Origin of the sequence: Achromobacter sp. Root170, assembly GCF_001428165.1 — a bacterium.
Lineage (GTDB): Bacteria > Pseudomonadota > Gammaproteobacteria > Burkholderiales > Burkholderiaceae_B > Achromobacter > Achromobacter mucicolens.
This window is the reverse complement of sequence record NZ_LMHN01000021.1, coordinates 124,680-141,579: the sequence shown is the minus strand read 5'-3', so window position 1 is coordinate 141,579 and position 16,900 is coordinate 124,680. Positions and strand designations below refer to the sequence as shown.

The window sequence follows — 16,900 nt, the reverse complement described above, 5'->3', positions numbered from 1 at the left end:
CCGCGCAGCCCGGCACGGGCAAGCTCAGGCGCGCTGCGCCACGTCCGCGACGGGCGCGCCCGTCATGTCCGCCAGCTGGGCCGGCGTCAGGTTGAACACGGTATGCGGATGGCCGGCGGCGGCCCACAGGCTTTCGTAATTGAAGAGGTCCGCGTCCAGCAGCATGACCGGCTTGACGGCGTGGCCGATGGGGCAGACGCCGCCGATGGCATAACCGGTCATGTCGCGCACGAAGCGCGCGTCGGCCTTGGCCAGTTCGCCGACCTGCGCCGCGACCTTGGCTTCATCCACACGGTTGGCGCCACTGGCGATGACGAGCACCGGCGCGTTGTCGGTGGCGCGGCGGAAGATGATGGACTTGGCAATCTGGGCGACTTCGCAGCCCAGCCCCGCGGCCGCCTCGGCCGAGGTCTTGCCCGTCTGGGGCAGCACCACCACGGGTTTGTCATGCCCCAATTCCACGAGCAGACGCGCAACGCGCTGAGCGGATTCCGGCAAGGCGGCGATGGATTCTGGCGACATCGTTGAAAACTCCGTTCAAGAAAACTGGCCCGCGCGCGGACGGCGCCGGCGGGCCGCAGACGAGTGTATCAGCGTCCGGCCGGGCCGCCGCGCCCTGATGCCGGGCTAGAATGCGGACCTGGCTACACGTCCCGATCCCCATGCGTTCCGAACCCGTTTTGCCCTTGCAGACCGCGCCCATCGGCGGTTATGCCATGTCCTACACCGAGTACGGCAGCGGCACGCCGCTGGTGCTGGTGCACGGCTCCCTGTCCGACAGCCGCTACTGGAAGTCGCAGATGGCGCCGCTGGGGCGTTCGTTCCGGGTGCTGGCCGTGTGCCTGCGCCGCTATTGGCCCGAGACCTGGGACGGCGAAGGCGGCGGCTTTTCGGTCGAGCAGCACGCCAGCGATGTGCTGGAATTCATCGACACGGTGGCAGGCGGCCCGGCCCATCTGGTGGGCCATTCCCGCGGCGGGCGTGTCGCATTGGAAGCCGCGCTGCGTCAGCCGCAATCGCTGCGCAGTCTTACGCTGGCGGATCCCGGCCTGCAGTTGCCCGGTTGCGTCGATGAACGCGGGGGCTTTCGCCAACGCGCCCTGACGCTGATCCGGCAAGGCGACATCGAGGAAGGGTTGGCGCTGTTCGTGGACACGGTGACCGGCCCCAACACCTGGCAGCGCATGGTGCCGTGGTTCAAGGAGATGGTCCGCGACAACGTGGGCACGCTCTTCGGACAGGTGGACGAACGGCCGGAAACCCTGACGCCCGAGCAGATCGGCGGCGTGACGATGCCGGTGCTGCTAATTGGCGGCGCGCTAAGCCCGGCGCCCTATCCCGCGGTGCTCGATGCGCTGGCGCAATGGCTGCCGCAATCCCGCCGCATCGACATCGTGGGCTCTTCGCACGGCATGAACCTGGGCAACCCCCGCGCCTTCAATGGCGCCATCCAGGAATTCATCGGCGGTTGATCCGCGCGGTCAGGGTTCGACCGACGGCGTGTGCTTCAGGCGCCGCAGCACAAACGTGGAACGGCTGTGCCGCACGCCGCGCAGCTTGTACAGGCGCTTGCGCAGGAATTCCTCGTAGCCTTCCGTGCCCGCCACGGCAACCTTGATCAGGTAGTCGTATTCGCCCGTGACCAGAAACGCCTCGACCACTTCGGGCAGGCGGCTGATTTCCTCGCCAAAGCGCGCCAGGGTGTCGTCGTCGTGGTGCTCAAGCGTGACTTCGATCATTACCGTGTCCGGCAGCCCCAGCGCCTTCTGGTTCAGCAAGGCCGCATAACCTTCGATCACCCCCGCCTCTTCCAGCGCCTTGACGCGGTTCCAGCAGGGCGTGGGCGACAGGCCGACCGTTTCGGCCAGCTTCAGGTTCGTCAGCCGGCCATCTGCGCGCAGGGCGCGCAGGATCTTGCGGTCGGTGTCATCGAGTTTGGGCAATGTGGGCATGGTTGACGGACTATTGGAGGAAGAATCCCTACGGCAACGGATTTTACAGAAATCAGATTCTTCAAATCGTCGTAAACCGGCGTGAATCAAGAAACCTATTTTGCGCATGACGCCGTAGACTTTCCTCAAGGCGCGCACCTATCCCGCGCGTCCCGATTCGGCGCTCACGCTGCGGCACAACCCGGCAGGTGCGCCGGCAGTTTTCACGCAGCAAGCCCGCGCGCCGATCCGCGCGGCTGGAAATCATGCCTCACGCAGCAGCACCCGCGAAATCCGGTCTCGGCCTATCCGGCGCCGTCATGCTTTTCGTCGCCCCCGCGCTCTTCGCCTCGAACATGGTTGCGGCCCGCTGGGCGCACGACGCCAACCTTCCCCCCGTCTTTCTCGCCTTCGGCCGCTGGCTGATTGCCCTGCTGATCCTGTTGCCGTTTGCCGCCCCCGCCTTGCGCGCCCATCGCCGGGCCTTGTGGCGCGGCCTGCCGGCGCTGTTGCCGCTGGCCGTGCTGGGCATGGGCGTGGCGGTGGCGCCGCAGTACATCGGTGCGCAGACCACCAGCGCCACCAACATTGCGCTGATCTTTTCGTGCAGCCCGCTGCTGGTGACGCTGCTGGAAGCGGTGATCTGGCGCAAGCCGCTGTCAGCGCCTCGCGCGGCCGGCCTGGCGCTGGCGTTGACCGGCGTGCTGGTGGTGCTGACGCGCGGCGACGCCCACGCGCTGGTGCGGCTGGCGTTCGGACAAGGAGATCTGTGGGTGCTGCTGGCCGCCACCGGCTGGGCGTTGTACACGGTGCTGCAAAAGCGCCTGACGCTGCCTGCGGTGCCCGACAGTGCGCGGCTCGCGACGATGATGCTGGGCGGCGCGGTGGCGCTGGCGCCCTTTGCCGGCATTGAAGCGGCAGCCGGCATGGCGCCTGCGTGGACGGACCCGCGCCTGGCGGCGGTGCTGCTGTTCCTGGCGGTGGTGCCGAGCCTGGGCGCCTATTACGTTTATGGCCGGCTTATCAGCGTGGCCGGTCCCGCAACCGCGGGCCTGTCGATGTTTCTGGTGCCGGTCTACGCGGCGCTGCTGGCCTGGCCGCTGCTGGGCGAGGCGCCGCAGCTCTTTCATGCCTACGGCTTTGCCATGATCCTGCTGGGCGTGAAGCTGGCCTCGTCGCGGCTGCGCCCGGCGGCGGCCGCAGCCGCCGCCTGAGGTCACTGCATGACGGTCAGCGGCCCGCGCCCTGGGCCGCCATGACTTCCTGCGCCACCTGGCGGGGCGCTTCGGCGTAGTGCTTGAACTCCATCGTGTAGGTGGCGCGGCCCTGCGTCAGCGAACGCAGCGACGTGGAGTAGCCAAACATCTCGGCCAAGGGCACCTCGGCGCGCACGACCTTGCCGCCGCCGCCCGCGATGTCTTCCATGCCCTGCACCATGCCGCGGCGCGACGACAGATCGCCCATGACGTTGCCGGTGAAGTCTTCGGGCGTCTCGACCTCGACCTGCATCATGGGTTCCAGCAGCACGGGATCGGCGCGCCGCATGCCTTCCTTGAACGCCATCGAGCCGGCCATCTTGAACGCGTTTTCGTTCGAGTCGACGTCGTGGTACGACCCGAAGAACAGCGTCACCTTCACGTCCACAACCGGATACCCGGCCAGCACGCCGGCGTTAAGGGCCTCGCGAATGCCCTTGTCGACCGCGGGGATGAATTCGCGCGGCACCACGCCGCCCTTGATCGCGTCGACGAACTCGTAGCCCTTGCCCGCCTCTTGCGGCTCGAGCTTGAGCACCACGTGGCCGTACTGGCCGCGGCCGCCCGACTGCTTGACGAACTTGCCTTCGACCTCGTTGCAGGTCTTGCGGATGGTCTCGCGGTACGCCACCTGCGGCTTGCCCACCGTGGCTTCCACGTTGAATTCGCGCTTCATGCGATCGACCAGGATTTCCAGGTGCAGCTCGCCCATGCCGGAGATGATGGTCTGCCCGGATTCCTCGTCGGTGCGCACGCGGAACGACGGATCTTCCTGCGCCAGGCGGCCCAGCGCGATGCCCATCTTTTCCTGGTCGGCCTTGGTCTTGGGTTCCACGGCCTGCGAAATGACGGGCTCGGGGAACACCATGCGTTCCAGGATGATGATGTGCGAGGGATCGGTCAGCGTGTCGCCGGTGGTGACGTCCTTGATGCCGACCGCCGCGGCGATGTCGCCCGCATAGACTTCGGTGATCTCGCGCCGTTCGTTGGCGTGCATCTGCAGAATGCGGCCCAGGCGCTCTTTCTTTTCCTTGATGGGGTTGTAGACCGAGTCGCCCGACTTCACCACGCCCGAATACACGCGGAAGAACACGAGCTGCCCGACGAAGGGATCGGTCATGATCTTGAAGGCAAGCGCGGAGAACGGCTCGTTGTCGGTCGGATGGCGCTCGATTTCATGGTCGCGCTGGTCATGGCCCTTGATGGCGGGCACATCCACCGGCGAGGGCATGTAGTCGATGACCGCATCCAGCATTGCCTGCACGCCCTTGTTCTTGAAGGCGCTGCCGCACAGCATCGGCACGATCTCGTTGGCGATCGTGCGGGCGCGCAGGCCTTCCTTGATTTCCGCTTCGGTCAGCGGTTCGCCGGACAGGTATTTTTCGAGCAGGGTTTCGTTGGCCTCGGCGGCCTTTTCCACCATCTTCTCGTGCCATTCCTGCGCCTGGTCCTGCATCGCCGCGGGGATGTCCACGTACTGGAACTTCACGCCCTGGCTGGCGTCGTCCCAGATGATGGCCTTCATCTTGACCAGGTCGATCACGCCCTCGAAGTGGTCTTCGGCGCCCACCGGCAACTGGATGGGCACGGCGTCGCCCTTCAGGCGCTCGGCGATCTGGCGCTGCACGCGCAGGAAGTCCGCGCCGACGCGATCCATCTTGTTGACGAAGGCCAGCCGCGGCACCTTGTATTTGTTGGCCTGGCGCCAGACGGTCTCGGACTGCGGCTGCACGCCGCCCACGGCGTCATAGACCATGACGGCGCCGTCCAGCACGCGCATGGAGCGTTCGACCTCGATGGTGAAGTCGACGTGGCCCGGCGTGTCGATGATGTTGATGCGGTGCTCGGGATAGTTGCCCGCCATGCCCTTCCAGAAGGCGGTGGTGGCGGCCGACGTGATGGTGATGCCGCGTTCCTGCTCCTGCTCCATCCAGTCCATCACCGCCGCGCCGTCATGGACCTCACCGATCTTGTGGGTGATGCCGGTGTAGAAGAGGATGCGCTCGGTGGTCGTCGTTTTGCCTGCGTCAATATGGGCGCTGATGCCAATATTGCGATAAAGCTCGATGCGCGTCTTGCGGGTCATGGCCTCTTCCTACGGTTGGATGAAGATGCGTAAATATTACGCGCCGTGCGGCAAGATACAAGCCTGAATCGGCCCGCTGACGCGAGTTTGGCGGGTCCATGAGTTTGGCCCCGCCATACCAACGTATAAGCGCATGCGCCGGGCATGAAAAAGCCCCTCTGACAGAGGGGCCTTGGCGCATGCGGTGGCGCGCTACGCGCACCAAGTTGGCGCGCAATTACTTCTTGTCTTCCTTGACGCGATAGACCAGCACGGCAGTGGTGGCCAGCGAGAGCACCTTGGCGGTGACGCTGCCCAGCAGCAGGCGCGACAGGCCGCTGCGGCCGTGGCTGCCGATGAAGATCAGATCGCAGCCCGCATCGGTGGCGGCCTGGACGATGCCGTCAGCCACGTTGAAGTTGGACACGGCGCGCGCTTCGACCTTGACGCCAGCGGTGTCGGCGCGGTCGCTGATCTGCTTGAGGTACTTGTCGGCTTGCTCGGCGGAGGCCTTTTCGTAGTCTTCGTCGGTGATGGCATAGGCCGCGGCCATGCCGTCAAAACCGATGGTGGCCGCGAAGGGCTGCGTCACGTAGAGGGCGACGACTTCGGCGCCGACTTCGCGCGCGAAGCAGATACCTGCGTTGGCGGCTTGGGCCGAGAGCGGGGAACCGTCGGTGGGAATCAGGATCTTCTTGAACATCTTGCCTGCTCCTGTGTTGGAGGAATCTTTATGCTACCGGAAAGCCGCCGGGCCGACATCAGCCGAACTGGCGGCCTTGACGAGGGTCAAGGCGGGGTTTATCCCAACTGCTGGGCAGCCGCAAACAGGTTGGTGCAGCGGGTGCCGGTGCGGCAGTATGCCAGGACCGGGCCCGGCAGGGTGCGCAGCAGTTCCGCAAAGCGGGCGACGTCGGCGGCCGTCATGGCGCTGCCCACGACGGGCTGATATTCGATCTGCAGGCCGGCTTGCTGCGCGGCGCGCGACACGTCGGCGGCAGTGGGCTGGTCCGGACCGCCTTCAAAATCGGGGCGGTTGATGATGACGCTCTTGTACCCGGCGGCGGCCACGTCGGCCATGTCGTCGGGGCCCAGTTGCGGGGCGACAGCAAAGTTCTGGGTAAGGGGCTTGATGGGTGCGGACATGACGGTTCCTTCGGTGACTGGGCGATCTGGCTCGGAATTATTGATTGTAGGACCCGTTTTGCGCGAAAAGTTTTTCCAGTTCGGCCCAGATGCCCCGGTGGTCGGCAATCGATACCGAAAAGCGCAGCATGGTCGACGGCGCCTGCGTCGGCGAGAACAGCGTCCCCGGCGCGAGCAGCATGCCGCGGTCCGCGGCCTCGCGCGCCAGCACCTCGGAATCCCGGCCGCAATCGGCCCAGACGAACATGCCGGCGTGCGCCTCGTGCGGGATGGTCAGGCCCAGTTTCAGCAAGCCCTTCATGCAGCGCTGGCGCGCGTCGTCGACCCGCTGTCGCACGCGTTCGATATGGCGCCGGAACTGCCCTTCCATGAGGACGCGGTGCACGACGCGCTCGCCCAGTTCGGGTGAAGTCAGACCCGCCAGCATCTTCAGGTCGGCCAGCTTCTGCAGCAGGTCGGCATTGGCCGCCACATAGCCCACGCGCAGGCTGGCAGCCAGCATCTTGGAGTATCCCCCCACGAAGATGACGCGGTTCAGCCGGTCCAAGGCCGCGAGCTTGATGGCGCCGCCCGGATGCAGCTCGCCGTAGGTGTCGTCTTCGACAACCATGAAATCGTGGCGTTCGGCGATGCGCAGGATGCCGTAGGCGGCCCCGGCGGACAGCGTGTGGCCGGTGGGGTTGTGAACCGATCCGTTGATGATGAAAAGCTTGGGCTTGTGCTGCGCGGCCAGTTGCTCAAGCAGGTCGAGGTCCGGGCCGTCGGGGCCGCGCGGCACGCCGATCAGGCGGGCGCCAAAGGCGGCAAGGCGGCCGAAGATCACGAACCAGGCCGGGTCCTCGACCAGGACGGTATCGCCCGGCTTGACCAGGTGGCGCGCGATGAGATCCAGCCCGTGGGTGACACCGTTGGTCGTGAGCAGGTTGAGCTCTGGATGGGCCGGCACGCCCTCGTTCTGCAGCACCGCGGCGATCTGCTGGCGCAGGGGCGCAAAACCCTGGGGGCTGCCGTAGCTGACGAGGTTGGCGCGCACTGAACGACCCACCGCGCGCACGGCGCCAGCCACCATGTCGGGATCCAGCCAATCGGCCGGCAGGAGGCCCGCCCCGCCCGGCATGCCCGGCGCGTTGGATTCCCGGAACATGCTGCGCAACAGCCAGGCGATGTCCACCCGCGCGGGCGGCGCGAGCGTGCTGGGCGCGGCGGCGGCCACCGCCGTCAGCGGGCCGCTGCGGGCCTTTACGAAAAACCCCGCGCCCCGGCGCGATTGCACCAGCCCGCGGGCCACGAGGCGGTCGTAGGCCTCGACCACGGTGAAACGGCTGACGCCCGACTGTTCGGCCATCTTGCGGATGGACGGCAGGCGCGTGCCGGGCCGCAAGCCTTGCTCGTCGATGCGGCGGGCCAGGCCATCGGCCAGTTGCGCCACCAGGGTGGCATCGGCCTGGCGCACGGGCTGCCAGGGCATGGAAGGAGAGGACGGAGCAACTGTCATGGAGATTTGACCAGGCCAGTGATTAAAGTGACACGCCATTGTGTACCGGTACTGTACTGATGGCTGTGCGTAGAGTGACAGCAATGCCGAAAGCCTGCAACCGCAGGCTCGGCCATTGAGACATTTTTCCGGTGCTGTCATGACCCGTCCCGCGCTCTTCCCCTCGCCTTCGGCCGTTCCCGCCCCCTCGTCTTCCCTCTGGGAGGGATACGGCTACGGTTTCCTGGGCGTGCTGGTGTTTTCGCTAACGTTGCCCATGACTCGCGTGGCGGTGGCCGAACTGGCGCCGCTGCTGGTGGGACTGGGCCGCGCGCTGATCGCCGCGCTGCCCGCGGTCGCCCTGTTGTGGCTGACGCGCAGCCGCCGGCCCAATCGCGCGGAGTGGCCGGGCGTGATCTTGGCGGCGCTGGGCATCGTCGTGGGCTGGCCGCTGGCCTCGTCGATCGCGATGCAGACGGTGCCTTCGTCGCAAGGCGCGGTATTCAACGGCCTGCTGCCGCTGTCCACCGCCGCCTTTGCCGCGCTGCGCAGCGGTGAAAGGCCTTCGGCCGCCTTCTGGGGCTGGGCCGTCGCGGGCGCCGCGCTGGTTACCGCTTATGCGCTGCGCCAGGGCGAAGGCACGCTGACTGCGGGCTACCTGTGGCTGCTGGTGGCCGTGGTGCTGGGCGGCATGGGCTACGCCGAGGGCGCGCGCGCCTCGCGCACGCTGGGCGGTTGGCGCACAATATGTTGGGCGCTTGCCATCAGCGCACCCGTGGTGGCCCTGCCGGTCGGCTGGATGGCGGCGCAGCAGCCCCACTGGCCCAGCCCGGACGTCATCGCTGCCTGCGCCTACCTGGCCTTCGGCTCGATGTTCCTGGGATTTTTCGCCTGGTACCGCGGCCTGGCCGCCGGCGGAATTGCCCGGGTCGGACAAGTGCAATTGCTGCAACCCTTCCTTACCGTCGTGGCCGCTGCTTTGCTGTTTGGCGAAACCGTGGAGGCGACGACGTTCGTGTTTGCCGCCGCCGTGATCGCCGTTATTGCCGGCGGACGCCGCGCCATCGTGAGGACCCCGAAATGAACCTGCTTCCCGCCAATTGGGCCGACGTCCCGCTGGCCTCGCTTTCCCTGCTGGGCCCGCTGGCGTTGTTTGCGCTGGTCAGCTCGATCACGCCCGGCCCCAATAACGTCATGCTGGCCTCGTCGGGGCTGAACTTCGGGTTCCGGCGCAGCGTGCCGCATCTGCTGGGCGTGAACCTGGGCTTCACGCTGATGATCTTTCTGGTGGGCGTCGGCCTGGGTTCGGTCTTTCAGCAGACGCCCGCCCTCTACACCGTCCTGAAGTACGCCGGCGCAGCCTATCTGCTGTATCTGGCGTGGAAGATCGCCAACTCTGGCCCGCTGGACGAGGGCGAGGCGCGCGGCAAGCCGTTCACGTTCCTGCAGGCCGCCGCGTTCCAGTGGGTCAATCCCAAGGCCTGGGTGATGGCGGTGGGCGTGGTGGCGACCTACACGCCGCAGAACGGCTTCTTCGCCAACCTGGTGATCGCGACGCTGGTCAGCGGCATCGTCAACCTGCCCAGCATCGGCATCTGGGTGACCTTCGGCACGGCCCTGCGCCGCGTGCTGCACCGGCCTGCCGCCATCCGCGCCTTCAATGTGGGCATGGCCCTGCTGCTGGTGGCCTCGCTGTATCCCGTCGCGCTGGAACTGCTCCACTGACCCGCCGTTCAGGCCAGCAGCCCCACCACCACGGCCGGCGTGACCAGCACGTTGAACAGGCCCGCCATCACCATCACCAGGCCCGCGACTGCGCCCTCTTCGGCGGCCAACTCGCGGGCCTTGGCCGTGCCCGCCCCGTGCGCCCCCATGCCGAATAACGCGCCGCGCGCCAATGCCGAGCGCAGCGGCAGCCACCTGCACATGAGCTGGCCGATGGCCGCGCCAAACACGCCCGTCACGATGACGAAAACGGCCGTCAGGTCGGGCACGCCGCCCACGTGGGACGACACCGCCACGGCAAACGGCGTGGCGACCGAACGCGGCAACAAGCTGAGCCGCAGGTCCGGCGGCAAATCCAGCAGGCTGCCCAGCAGCCATGCGCTGGCGCCCGCGATGCCACTGCCCACCGCCACCCCGGCGGCCAGCACCGGCCAGTAGCGCCGGATCAGCGCGCGCTGCTGATACAGCGGCAAGGCGAACGCGACGATGACCGGGCCCAGCATGGCCATCAGCCAGTGCGAGCCGGACATGTATTCGCGATAGCCGGTATGCAGCAGGATGGCCAGCGTCAGCAGGAGCGCGGGCGCAACGACCAGCGTGGACGTCCACCAGTAGGCGTAGCGGCGGTAGAACAGACGCGCGCAGACGTAGGCGGCGACCGTCGCGGCCGGCCAGAAAAGCAGGTTGAATTCAGGCCGCATGGCGGTTCATCCAGCGGTAGCAAAGATCGATGGTCAGCGCCGTCCCTGCCATGACGAGCGCCGTGCCCAGCAGGATGACCGCCAGCAGCTTGACGCCCAGCAGCCCCAGGAATTCACGGTGGTCCAGCAGCGACATGACCGCTGGCACGAAGAAGAGCAGCATTTCGCCCAGCAGCCAGCTTGCGCCGCGCTGCACATTGCGCACGCGCAACCGGCGCGTCGCCAGCAGCAGGAGCACCAGCGCCATCCCGATGACGCCGCCGGGCACCGGCAGGCCCGAGGCCTGCGCCACCGCCTGCCCCGCCAGGGAAAAAAGAACGATCAACGCGATCTGGAGCAGACGGCTGCGGCGCAGCGCGCTGCGCAAAAGGATGGAATGGCGAAAGCGGGTCATGAGACGAAATCCAGCGGCAAGGTTCCGTTGTACGCCTGCGGCGGGCATAGATAAAATGAATTCGATGAATCCCTTCTATTCCAATCAGGCATAGCCATGGAACTGCGTACGTTGCGCGCCCTGGTCGAAGTCGTCCGGCAAGGCGGTTTTTCCCAGGCGGCGAAGGTCATCCATGCCACCCAACCCACGGTCAGCAAGGCCGTGCGGCAACTGGAGGATGAACTGGGCATGCCGCTTCTGGACCGGCAGGCGCAGCCGTTAAGGCTGACGGCGGCTGGCGAGATCGTGTACCGGCGCGCCATCGCCATGTTGGCCGAACGCGACGATCTGCGGGCCGAGCTGGACGATCTGAAGGGCTTGAAGCGCGGCGTGCTGCGCCTGGGTCTGCCGCCGCTGGGCAGCAGTTCTTTGTTCGCGCCGATGTTCGCGCGCTTTCGCAGCCGCTATCCCCGCATCGAGATCAGTCTGGTGGAACATGGCAGCCGCCGCCTCGAAGAGATGGTGATGGCCGGCGAAATCGAGCTGGCCGGGTCGCTCAAGCCGGTGCCCGACCATTTCGAATGGCAGCCGGTGGCGCGTGAACCGCTGGTCGCTCTGATGCCCGCCGACCATCCGCAGGCGCATGCGGCCTCCGTGGGGCTGCACGACCTGCGCGACTCGCCCTTCATCCTGTTCGAGAGCGGCTTCGCCTTGAATCGCATCATCCACGACGCGTGTCAGCGGGCGGGCTTCGTGCCGGCCATCGCCGCGCGCAGCGGCCAGATCGATTTCATCGTGGCGCTGGTGGCCGCGGGGCTGGGCGTCGCCTTCCTGCCGCGCATCACGGCAGACGTGGCGCTGCACGCAGGCGTGGCGCGCGCGCCCTTGCGCGATACGGGGACGGACTGGGAAATGGTGCTGGTGTGGCGCCGCGGCGGCTACCTGTCCTACGCCGCGCAGGCATGGCTGGCGTTGACGCGCGAGGTGCATCCCGGCACCCCGTGACGGCGCCGGGCCGGCCGCGCCGGAGTATGCTGATGCCGGAACCCAACCCGACTTGCCGGGTCAGACCCTTCATGCCCGCCTTGCCCCGCTTCTCTGCCCGCCGACTGTTTGCCGCCGCCGTGCTCACCGCCGCCGGCGTGGTCGGTTGCACGCAACTGGATTCCTGGCAACGCCAGACCATTTTTTCGCCGCAATCCGAGCCGCAATCGTGGTGGCGGGATCCCGCCGCCGGGACGCAGGTCTACGACCTGACGCTGGAAAACGGCGACAAGGTGCGCGCCTGGTATCTGGCAAGCCCCAAGCCGGGCGCCCCCACGGTCCTGTATCTGCATGGCGCGCGCTGGAACCTGAATGGCAGCGCGTTCCGTATCGACGGCTGGAGCCGCATGGGATATTCCATGCTGGCGATCGACTATCGCGGCTTTGGCGCGTCCACGCCCCGCCTGCCGTCCGAGGAAAGCGCGCTGCAGGACGCCATGGCGGGCCTGAAGGAACTGGCGCGGCTGCAGCCCGATCCGGCGCGCCGCTTCGTCTACGGGCACAGCCTGGGCGGCGCAATCGCCATCGACCTGGCCTCGCGTCCGGAGCAGCCGGACTTTGCCGGCCTGATCGTGGAATCCAGCTTCACCAGCATCGGCGCGATGCTGGCCACCCTGCGCTGGGGCAACGTGCCCGGCGCCAGCCTGCTGGTCACGCAGCCGTTTGCTTCCGTGGACAAGCTGGCCCAGCTGCATACGCCGATGCTGTTCATGCACGGCACCGCGGACCGCGTGGTGCCGCACACCATGAGCGACGAGCTCTTTGCGGCCGCCCGCAACGTAGCGCCGGATTTGAAGCGGCTGGTCAAGATTGAAGGCGCCTCGCATTCGGGCGCCTTCCGCAGCGGCACGCAGTACGAAACCGCCGTCAAGACCTTCATGCGGGACGCCCGCCAGGCCTACCAGCGCAAGAAGGGTTGAGCCTTTATGCCTCGGCGGCGGCAGCGCCGCGGCGCGACAGCCAGGCGATCACGCGGGGACGCGCGCGGTCGTAGGCCAGGTTGTAGAAGAAGGCATAGGGCAGATAAAACAGCACCAGCGCGATATCCAGCACGAAGGCTTCCCACAAGCTGATGCTGAGCCACCAGGCCGCCAGCGGGATCACGATGAGGATCAGGCCGAACTCAAAGCCGAATGCATGCACCACGCGCACCCGAAAAGTGCGCGTCCAGCCAAAACGGTTTTCGATGCGGTCAAAGCCCGCGTTGTAGATCATGTTCCACACCAGCGCGATCCAGGCGATCACCGCGGTCAGCACGCCCATTTCAAACAGGGATTTGCCCATGGCCCAGGCCGCCACGGGGGCACACAGCCCGATCGCGATGATTTCGAACAGGAAGGCGTGGAGGAATCGTTCTTTGAGGGTTTTCTTGGCTTGCGTCATGACCCACCTGCGGTCGGTTTGCTTCGGAGTGACGGCATTTTCCACGCCTATTCCGTTACGATAAAGATCATATCCATCGGAAAATCCGATACTCCGACCGATCACCGCCATGCGTCATTCCCTTGAATCCCTGGCTGCCTTCGCCCAGGTAGCCGCCGAAGGCTCTTTCTCGGCCGCGGCCCGCAAGCTGGGCAAAAGCCAATCCACCATCAGCGAAACCATCGCCAACCTGGAGGTGGATCTGAACGTCACGCTGTTCGATCGTACCCAGCGCCAGCCCGCGCTGACCGCCGCGGGCAAGGTGCTGCTGGGACAGGCCATGCAGGTGCTGGCCGCCAACGACCGGCTGAACCGCAGCGCCAGCCAGTTGTCCGAAGGCCTGGAACCCCGGCTTACGGTCGTGCTGTCCGACACCTTCCAGTCGCGCACGTTCGAAACCATGCTGAGCCAGATCGACAAGCGCTACCCGGCCCTGCGCTTCGAATGCCTGATCGCGGAATACGAGGACGTGGTGGCGCTGGTGCAGCAGGGCCGTGCCCACGTCGGCCTGATGGCCGCGCAGGAAACCTACCCGCCGGACGTGGCGCATGCGTGCCTGGCCGAGGGCTCGGAAATCGTCCTGTGCGTGGGGCGTTCGCATCCGCTGGCCAGCCTGCCGTCGGTCACGTCCGACCACCTGAAAACCGAACGCGAACTGCGCCTGAGCACGTACGAGCTGGATGACAAGGACGCCACGCCCGCGCATGCGACGTGGTCGGCGCCCGGCTACCTGATGCTGCTGGAAATGGCCAGTCTGGGATTCGGCTGGACTGAACTGCCGCGCTGGATGATCCAGCGCTTCGGCGGCGATCAGCTCGTGGAACTGAAGGTGCCGGGATGGCCGCGCCGGATCCATGTCGACGCGGTCTGGTCGACCCGGCGCGCGCTGGGGCCGGCGGGCGCATGGCTGCTGGAAAGCCTCACGCGGGGATAGCGCGTCCCACTACCGGCAATTCGTGATCGGCGCGTGTCAACGCCAGGCGCGTGATGCGCACGCCGTTGGCGTCCAGCCAGTCACCCAGCTTGGGGCTGGCCAGCACGTCGAATTCGGCACGGCGCTGGCGCGCCATCGCGCTGTCCTGCTCGTTGCTTCTAGCAAATCCCAATGCCGGATGACACATGACGAGATCGCCCTCGCGCGCATTGAACAGCCAGGTCTGCAAGAGCTGCGCGTAGCGGCGCTGGCCGCCGTCGAACGCATACACACCCAACAGGCGCCGGTTGGTCCGCAAGCCGCTTGAACGGGCCTCGCGCGCCAGCGCTGCCGCCCCCAACGCGCCGATCACATGCGCCTTGAACGATTCCTTAAGCGGAATGCCGCATTGCATGCCGGGCGCCGTCTGCCGCAACCAGGGCCTTTGCGTCCCGTAACGCTGCGCGAGCCGCGCCAGGACGCGCTTGCGGATGCCGGGCAATTGATGCACGTGCTGATGCCCGTCGACATAGTCCGGCGCGCGGCCGAACGCGGCTTCGAAAGCGTCGAACTGTTCATCAAGCCGCGCATCGATCCAGGCGGCATCGAGCCGGCCCGCATAGGCCTTCAGGATCAACGCGCCAAGCGAAGGCAGCGGTTCGGCGTCCGCGCCCAGCGTTTCCGAGAAGTTCAGATGCAGGCCGATGTCCACATCCTGCGCCGCCAGCCTGGGGGCATTGGCGGCGAACGTGGGGCCCAAGGAGAGACAGCTGACCGCGCTGACCCGCCGCATGCCGGCCAGCGCAATCATGCCCTCATCGACGTCCGCATTCATGCCAAAATCATCACCGCACACCACGACGCGCTTGCTCATCAACGTCTCTCCATTCAGCTCTTCGACACATTCCCCATGCGCACCCTCATCCGGCAGATCAGTCTTTTCGTCGCCGTCGGCTGCGCTGCCGCCGCAACGCATTGGGCCGTTGCCGTGGGCTGCGTCGAAGCGTTCGGCGCACCGCCGCTGGCGGCCAACCTGATCGGCTGGCTGAGCGCCTTCGTGGTGTCCTTCAGCGGCCATTACCGGCTCACGTTTCGACATTCGCCCATACCCTGGACCGTAGCGGCCCGTCGTTTCTTTTTTATTTCAGCGATCGGCTTTGCGATCAACGAATCTGCCTATGCCTGGTTGCTGCACGCCACCGACGTACCCTACGACACGTTGCTGGCGCTGATCCTCATCGGCCTGGCGTTCGGCACCTTCATCGCTAGCCGGCTGTGGGCGTTCCGGCACAAACCCGCTGCCTGAGCGCCGCGCCCGCGTCCACGCGCCACATCGCATGCCGGGCGCTCGTCACGACGGGCGCCAGCCCTTGCAGCGGCAGGTAGATGGCGCCATCGCCATGACCGCCCCACACCCAGAACCGCGCCCCGTCCGGCGCCGCGCACAGCGTGGCGTTGAACTGCGCAGCGCTGATCAGCACCTGTTTGCCGGTGACCGGATCGAACTTCGCGGCGTCGTACAGCTCCTTGCGCCAGTTGTCGCGCACCGGCACCTCGGGATTGAGCCAGTCATCCACGACCCAGGTGGGCCGCGGGGCGCGCGCGTAAAGCGCCAGGTCGAAGGGATAGGCGTGCAGCGACACGAAGGTATCGTCCGGCCGCGCTTCCTGCCGCACGACCTGGGCCAGCGGCGCGGCGCTGCCCTTCGCATTGAATGCGGCGATGCCCACGGCGATGACGCAGATCCCGGCGCCGACCGCGGCGCTGATGCGCACCAGCCGCGGCGTCGTCAAACCGTTCTCGCTGCGCCACGCTGCCAGGATGACCTCCGCCAGCAGAAACGCGAGCGGCGCCAGCGCAGGCAGCACATAGCCAATCAGCTTGGAATGCGGCAACGAAAAGAACACCACCACCACGGCGAACCACACCGCGGCCAGGCGCCGCAGGCTGCGCGCCGGACCCGCGATCCAGAACGCGCGGCGCAGGATGCCGCCGCCCCATAGCGACCACGGCAGGCTCAATCCGGCCAGCACGGGCAGGTAGAACCAGAACGGCTGGGCATTGTTGAAACCGGCGGCCGCGAAGCGCTGGAAATGCTGGTAGACGAAGAAGTAGTCGTAAAAGCCCGGAAACCGCACCTGCATCAGCACGAACCACGGCGCCGCCACCGCCAGGAACACCAGCAGCGCCGGCGGCCAGACCAGCGCCCCAAGCCCGCGCCAGCGCCGCTCCCAGACCAGCCACAGCAACAGGATGGCGCCGGGCAGCACCAGGCCGATCAGCCCCTTGGCCAGCACCGCCAGCGCGGCCAGCGCCCCGGCCGCCACGGACATCGCGCGCCACCGATCGCCACGCTCGACGCGCAACACGGTTTCCGCGGCGGCCAGCACGCACAGCGTAATGAGGCCCGCGACCAGCATGTCCAGGTTGGCAAACTGCGCGCCGCCGTAGAAGAACGGCACGGTGCAAAGCACCAGCACCGTCAGCGAGGCGGCCGCCGCGTCGCGATGCCGGCGCACGAATACGTACAAACCGGCAGCCGCGCTCCACGCGGCCAGCCACGACGGCAAGCGCGCCGCCCACGGATGCACGCCGAACACCGAAAACGATAGTTCGGTCAGCCAGTAATACAGCGGCGGCTTGTGAAAGTACGGCATGCCGTCCAGCAGCGGGACGGCGTGCGAGCCGCTGCGCAGCATGTCCCAGGCGACACCGGCGTAACGCCCTTCGTCGGGCAGCGTCAGCGGACGCATCCACGCCAACCAGGCCAGCCAGATTCCCGCGGCCAGCAGCAGCCATCCTGCCGGCGGGGTCCATTCGGAGCGCGCCGGCTTGTTAAGGTCGGCCATC

General features: G+C 66.9%; 19 protein-coding genes. 8 read left to right on the top strand and 11 right to left on the bottom strand.

The window, feature by feature from the left end:
- Positions 1 to 24 precede the first annotated feature (24 nt).
- Positions 25 to 522, bottom strand: coding sequence for a YbaK/EbsC family protein (locus tag ASD87_RS26330; RefSeq protein ID WP_056327899.1), 498 nt, complete (start codon positions 520 to 522; stop codon positions 25 to 27).
- A gap of 140 nt (positions 523 to 662) precedes the next feature.
- Between ASD87_RS26330 and ASD87_RS26325 the strand changes: the two genes are divergently transcribed.
- Entirely contained in the window at positions 663 to 1,472 is an 810-nt protein-coding gene (locus ASD87_RS26325; RefSeq protein ID WP_056327898.1) for an alpha/beta fold hydrolase, read from the top strand.
- A 9-nt stretch (positions 1,473 to 1,481) separates the two neighbouring features.
- On the opposite strand, the gene ASD87_RS26320 is transcribed toward ASD87_RS26325, so the two are convergent.
- Positions 1,482 to 1,952, bottom strand: a complete 471-nt coding sequence (locus ASD87_RS26320; RefSeq protein WP_056327897.1) for an Lrp/AsnC family transcriptional regulator — start codon at positions 1,950 to 1,952, stop codon at positions 1,482 to 1,484.
- Positions 1,953 to 2,251: 299 nt separating this feature from the next.
- Here ASD87_RS26320 and ASD87_RS26315 point away from each other — a divergent pair, with 299 nt between their 5' ends.
- Positions 2,252 to 3,145, top strand: coding sequence for a DMT family transporter (locus ASD87_RS26315; RefSeq protein ID WP_056327896.1), 894 nt, complete (start codon positions 2,252 to 2,254; stop codon positions 3,143 to 3,145).
- A gap of 16 nt (positions 3,146 to 3,161) precedes the next feature.
- Here ASD87_RS26315 and fusA read toward each other — a convergent pair whose 3' ends face one another.
- From fusA to ASD87_RS26295, 4 genes are all read right to left on the bottom strand, one after another.
- A complete protein-coding gene (gene fusA, locus ASD87_RS26310) occupies positions 3,162 to 5,273 on the bottom strand; it encodes an elongation factor G (RefSeq protein ID WP_056327895.1) in 2,112 nt (703 codons plus the stop codon).
- A gap of 217 nt (positions 5,274 to 5,490) precedes the next feature.
- Positions 5,491 to 5,955: a universal stress protein gene (locus tag ASD87_RS26305; RefSeq protein WP_056327894.1), complete on the bottom strand. Its 465-nt coding sequence runs from the start codon at positions 5,953 to 5,955 to the stop codon at positions 5,491 to 5,493.
- Between the two features lie 98 nt (positions 5,956 to 6,053).
- Positions 6,054 to 6,398, bottom strand: a complete 345-nt coding sequence (locus ASD87_RS26300) for a TIGR01244 family sulfur transferase (RefSeq protein WP_056327893.1) — start codon at positions 6,396 to 6,398, stop codon at positions 6,054 to 6,056.
- 37 nt (positions 6,399 to 6,435) lie between these two features.
- Entirely contained in the window at positions 6,436 to 7,851 is a 1,416-nt protein-coding gene (locus tag ASD87_RS26295; RefSeq protein WP_156403522.1) for a PLP-dependent aminotransferase family protein, read from the bottom strand.
- A 181-nt stretch (positions 7,852 to 8,032) separates the two neighbouring features.
- On the opposite strand from ASD87_RS26295, the gene ASD87_RS26290 reads away from it, so the two are divergent.
- Both ASD87_RS26290 and ASD87_RS26285 read left to right on the top strand, forming a co-directional pair.
- Positions 8,033 to 8,956 carry a DMT family transporter gene (locus tag ASD87_RS26290; RefSeq protein WP_056327891.1) on the top strand — a complete coding sequence of 308 codons (924 nt, stop codon included), beginning with the start codon at positions 8,033 to 8,035 and terminating at the stop codon, positions 8,954 to 8,956.
- A complete protein-coding gene (locus ASD87_RS26285; RefSeq protein ID WP_056327890.1) occupies positions 8,953 to 9,597 on the top strand; it encodes a LysE family translocator in 645 nt (214 codons plus the stop codon). Before ASD87_RS26290 ends, ASD87_RS26285 begins: the two co-directional genes overlap by 4 nt.
- 8 nt (positions 9,598 to 9,605) lie before the next feature.
- Here ASD87_RS26285 and ASD87_RS26280 read toward each other — a convergent pair whose 3' ends face one another.
- Together ASD87_RS26280 and ASD87_RS26275 are read right to left on the bottom strand one after the other, a co-directional pair.
- Positions 9,606 to 10,298, bottom strand: a complete 693-nt coding sequence (locus ASD87_RS26280) for an LrgB family protein (protein ID WP_056327889.1) — start codon at positions 10,296 to 10,298, stop codon at positions 9,606 to 9,608.
- Complete coding sequence (locus ASD87_RS26275; RefSeq protein WP_056327888.1) at positions 10,288 to 10,692, bottom strand: CidA/LrgA family protein; 405 nt, start codon at positions 10,690 to 10,692, stop codon at positions 10,288 to 10,290. The genes ASD87_RS26280 and ASD87_RS26275 overlap by 11 nt, the downstream gene beginning before the upstream one ends.
- A gap of 96 nt (positions 10,693 to 10,788) precedes the next feature.
- On the opposite strand from ASD87_RS26275, the gene ASD87_RS26270 reads away from it, so the two are divergent.
- Together ASD87_RS26270 and ASD87_RS26265 are read left to right on the top strand one after the other, a co-directional pair.
- Complete coding sequence (locus ASD87_RS26270) at positions 10,789 to 11,676, top strand: LysR family transcriptional regulator (protein ID WP_056327887.1); 888 nt, start codon at positions 10,789 to 10,791, stop codon at positions 11,674 to 11,676.
- Positions 11,677 to 11,747: 71 nt separating this feature from the next.
- Positions 11,748 to 12,635, top strand: coding sequence for an alpha/beta hydrolase (locus ASD87_RS26265; RefSeq protein ID WP_056327886.1), 888 nt, complete (start codon positions 11,748 to 11,750; stop codon positions 12,633 to 12,635).
- Between the two features lie 4 nt (positions 12,636 to 12,639).
- On the opposite strand, the gene ASD87_RS26260 is transcribed toward ASD87_RS26265, so the two are convergent.
- Positions 12,640 to 13,098, bottom strand: a complete 459-nt coding sequence (locus ASD87_RS26260; RefSeq protein ID WP_056327885.1) for a multidrug/biocide efflux PACE transporter — start codon at positions 13,096 to 13,098, stop codon at positions 12,640 to 12,642.
- Between the two features lie 109 nt (positions 13,099 to 13,207).
- Here ASD87_RS26260 and ASD87_RS26255 point away from each other — a divergent pair, with 109 nt between their 5' ends.
- Positions 13,208 to 14,071, top strand: a complete 864-nt coding sequence (locus ASD87_RS26255) for a LysR family transcriptional regulator (RefSeq protein ID WP_056327884.1) — start codon at positions 13,208 to 13,210, stop codon at positions 14,069 to 14,071.
- On the opposite strand, the gene ASD87_RS26250 is transcribed toward ASD87_RS26255, so the two are convergent.
- A complete protein-coding gene (locus ASD87_RS26250; protein ID WP_056327935.1) occupies positions 14,058 to 14,924 on the bottom strand; it encodes a ChbG/HpnK family deacetylase in 867 nt (288 codons plus the stop codon). The two genes, ASD87_RS26255 and ASD87_RS26250, sit on opposite strands and share 14 nt — an antisense overlap.
- 36 nt (positions 14,925 to 14,960) lie before the next feature.
- Between ASD87_RS26250 and ASD87_RS26245 the strand changes: the two genes are divergently transcribed.
- Positions 14,961 to 15,356 (top strand): GtrA family protein, encoded by a 396-nt coding sequence (locus ASD87_RS26245; RefSeq protein ID WP_082586437.1) that lies wholly within the window; start codon positions 14,961 to 14,963, stop codon positions 15,354 to 15,356.
- On the opposite strand, the gene ASD87_RS26240 is transcribed toward ASD87_RS26245, so the two are convergent.
- Positions 15,316 to 16,899 carry a glycosyltransferase family 39 protein gene (locus ASD87_RS26240; RefSeq protein ID WP_056327933.1) on the bottom strand — a complete coding sequence of 528 codons (1,584 nt, stop codon included), beginning with the start codon at positions 16,897 to 16,899 and terminating at the stop codon, positions 15,316 to 15,318. The genes ASD87_RS26245 and ASD87_RS26240 overlap by 41 nt on opposite strands.
- Position 16,900 lies beyond the last annotated feature (1 nt).

Bases quoted from the DNA above. Each gene is read 5' to 3' on its own strand.
- ASD87_RS26285 (WP_056327890.1), top strand. From the start codon at position 8,953: ATGAACCTGCTTCCCGCCAATTGGGCCGACGTCCCGCTGGCCTCGCTT.
- ASD87_RS26270 (WP_056327887.1), top strand. From the start codon at position 10,789: ATGGAACTGCGTACGTTGCGCGCCCTGGTCGAAGTCGTCCGGCAAGGC.
- ASD87_RS26275 (WP_056327888.1), bottom strand. From the start codon at position 10,692: ATGACCCGCTTTCGCCATTCCATCCTTTTGCGCAGCGCGCTGCGCCGC.
- fusA (WP_056327895.1), bottom strand. From the start codon at position 5,273: ATGACCCGCAAGACGCGCATCGAGCTTTATCGCAATATTGGCATCAGC.
- ASD87_RS26260 (WP_056327885.1), bottom strand. From the start codon at position 13,098: ATGACGCAAGCCAAGAAAACCCTCAAAGAACGATTCCTCCACGCCTTC.
- ASD87_RS26250 (WP_056327935.1), bottom strand. From the start codon at position 14,924: ATGAGCAAGCGCGTCGTGGTGTGCGGTGATGATTTTGGCATGAATGCG.
- ASD87_RS26255 (WP_056327884.1), top strand. From the start codon at position 13,208: ATGCGTCATTCCCTTGAATCCCTGGCTGCCTTCGCCCAGGTAGCCGCC.
- ASD87_RS26245 (WP_082586437.1), top strand. From the start codon at position 14,961: ATGCGCACCCTCATCCGGCAGATCAGTCTTTTCGTCGCCGTCGGCTGC.
- ASD87_RS26300 (WP_056327893.1), bottom strand. From the start codon at position 6,398: ATGTCCGCACCCATCAAGCCCCTTACCCAGAACTTTGCTGTCGCCCCG.
- ASD87_RS26265 (WP_056327886.1), top strand. From the start codon at position 11,748: ATGCCCGCCTTGCCCCGCTTCTCTGCCCGCCGACTGTTTGCCGCCGCC.
- ASD87_RS26320 (WP_056327897.1), bottom strand. From the start codon at position 1,952: ATGCCCACATTGCCCAAACTCGATGACACCGACCGCAAGATCCTGCGC.
- ASD87_RS26290 (WP_056327891.1), top strand. From the start codon at position 8,033: ATGACCCGTCCCGCGCTCTTCCCCTCGCCTTCGGCCGTTCCCGCCCCC.
- ASD87_RS26240 (WP_056327933.1), bottom strand. From the start codon at position 16,899: ATGGCCGACCTTAACAAGCCGGCGCGCTCCGAATGGACCCCGCCGGCA.
- ASD87_RS26325 (WP_056327898.1), top strand. From the start codon at position 663: ATGCGTTCCGAACCCGTTTTGCCCTTGCAGACCGCGCCCATCGGCGGT.
- ASD87_RS26330 (WP_056327899.1), bottom strand. From the start codon at position 522: ATGTCGCCAGAATCCATCGCCGCCTTGCCGGAATCCGCTCAGCGCGTT.
- ASD87_RS26280 (WP_056327889.1), bottom strand. From the start codon at position 10,298: ATGCGGCCTGAATTCAACCTGCTTTTCTGGCCGGCCGCGACGGTCGCC.
- ASD87_RS26305 (WP_056327894.1), bottom strand. From the start codon at position 5,955: ATGTTCAAGAAGATCCTGATTCCCACCGACGGTTCCCCGCTCTCGGCC.
- ASD87_RS26315 (WP_056327896.1), top strand. From the start codon at position 2,252: ATGCTTTTCGTCGCCCCCGCGCTCTTCGCCTCGAACATGGTTGCGGCC.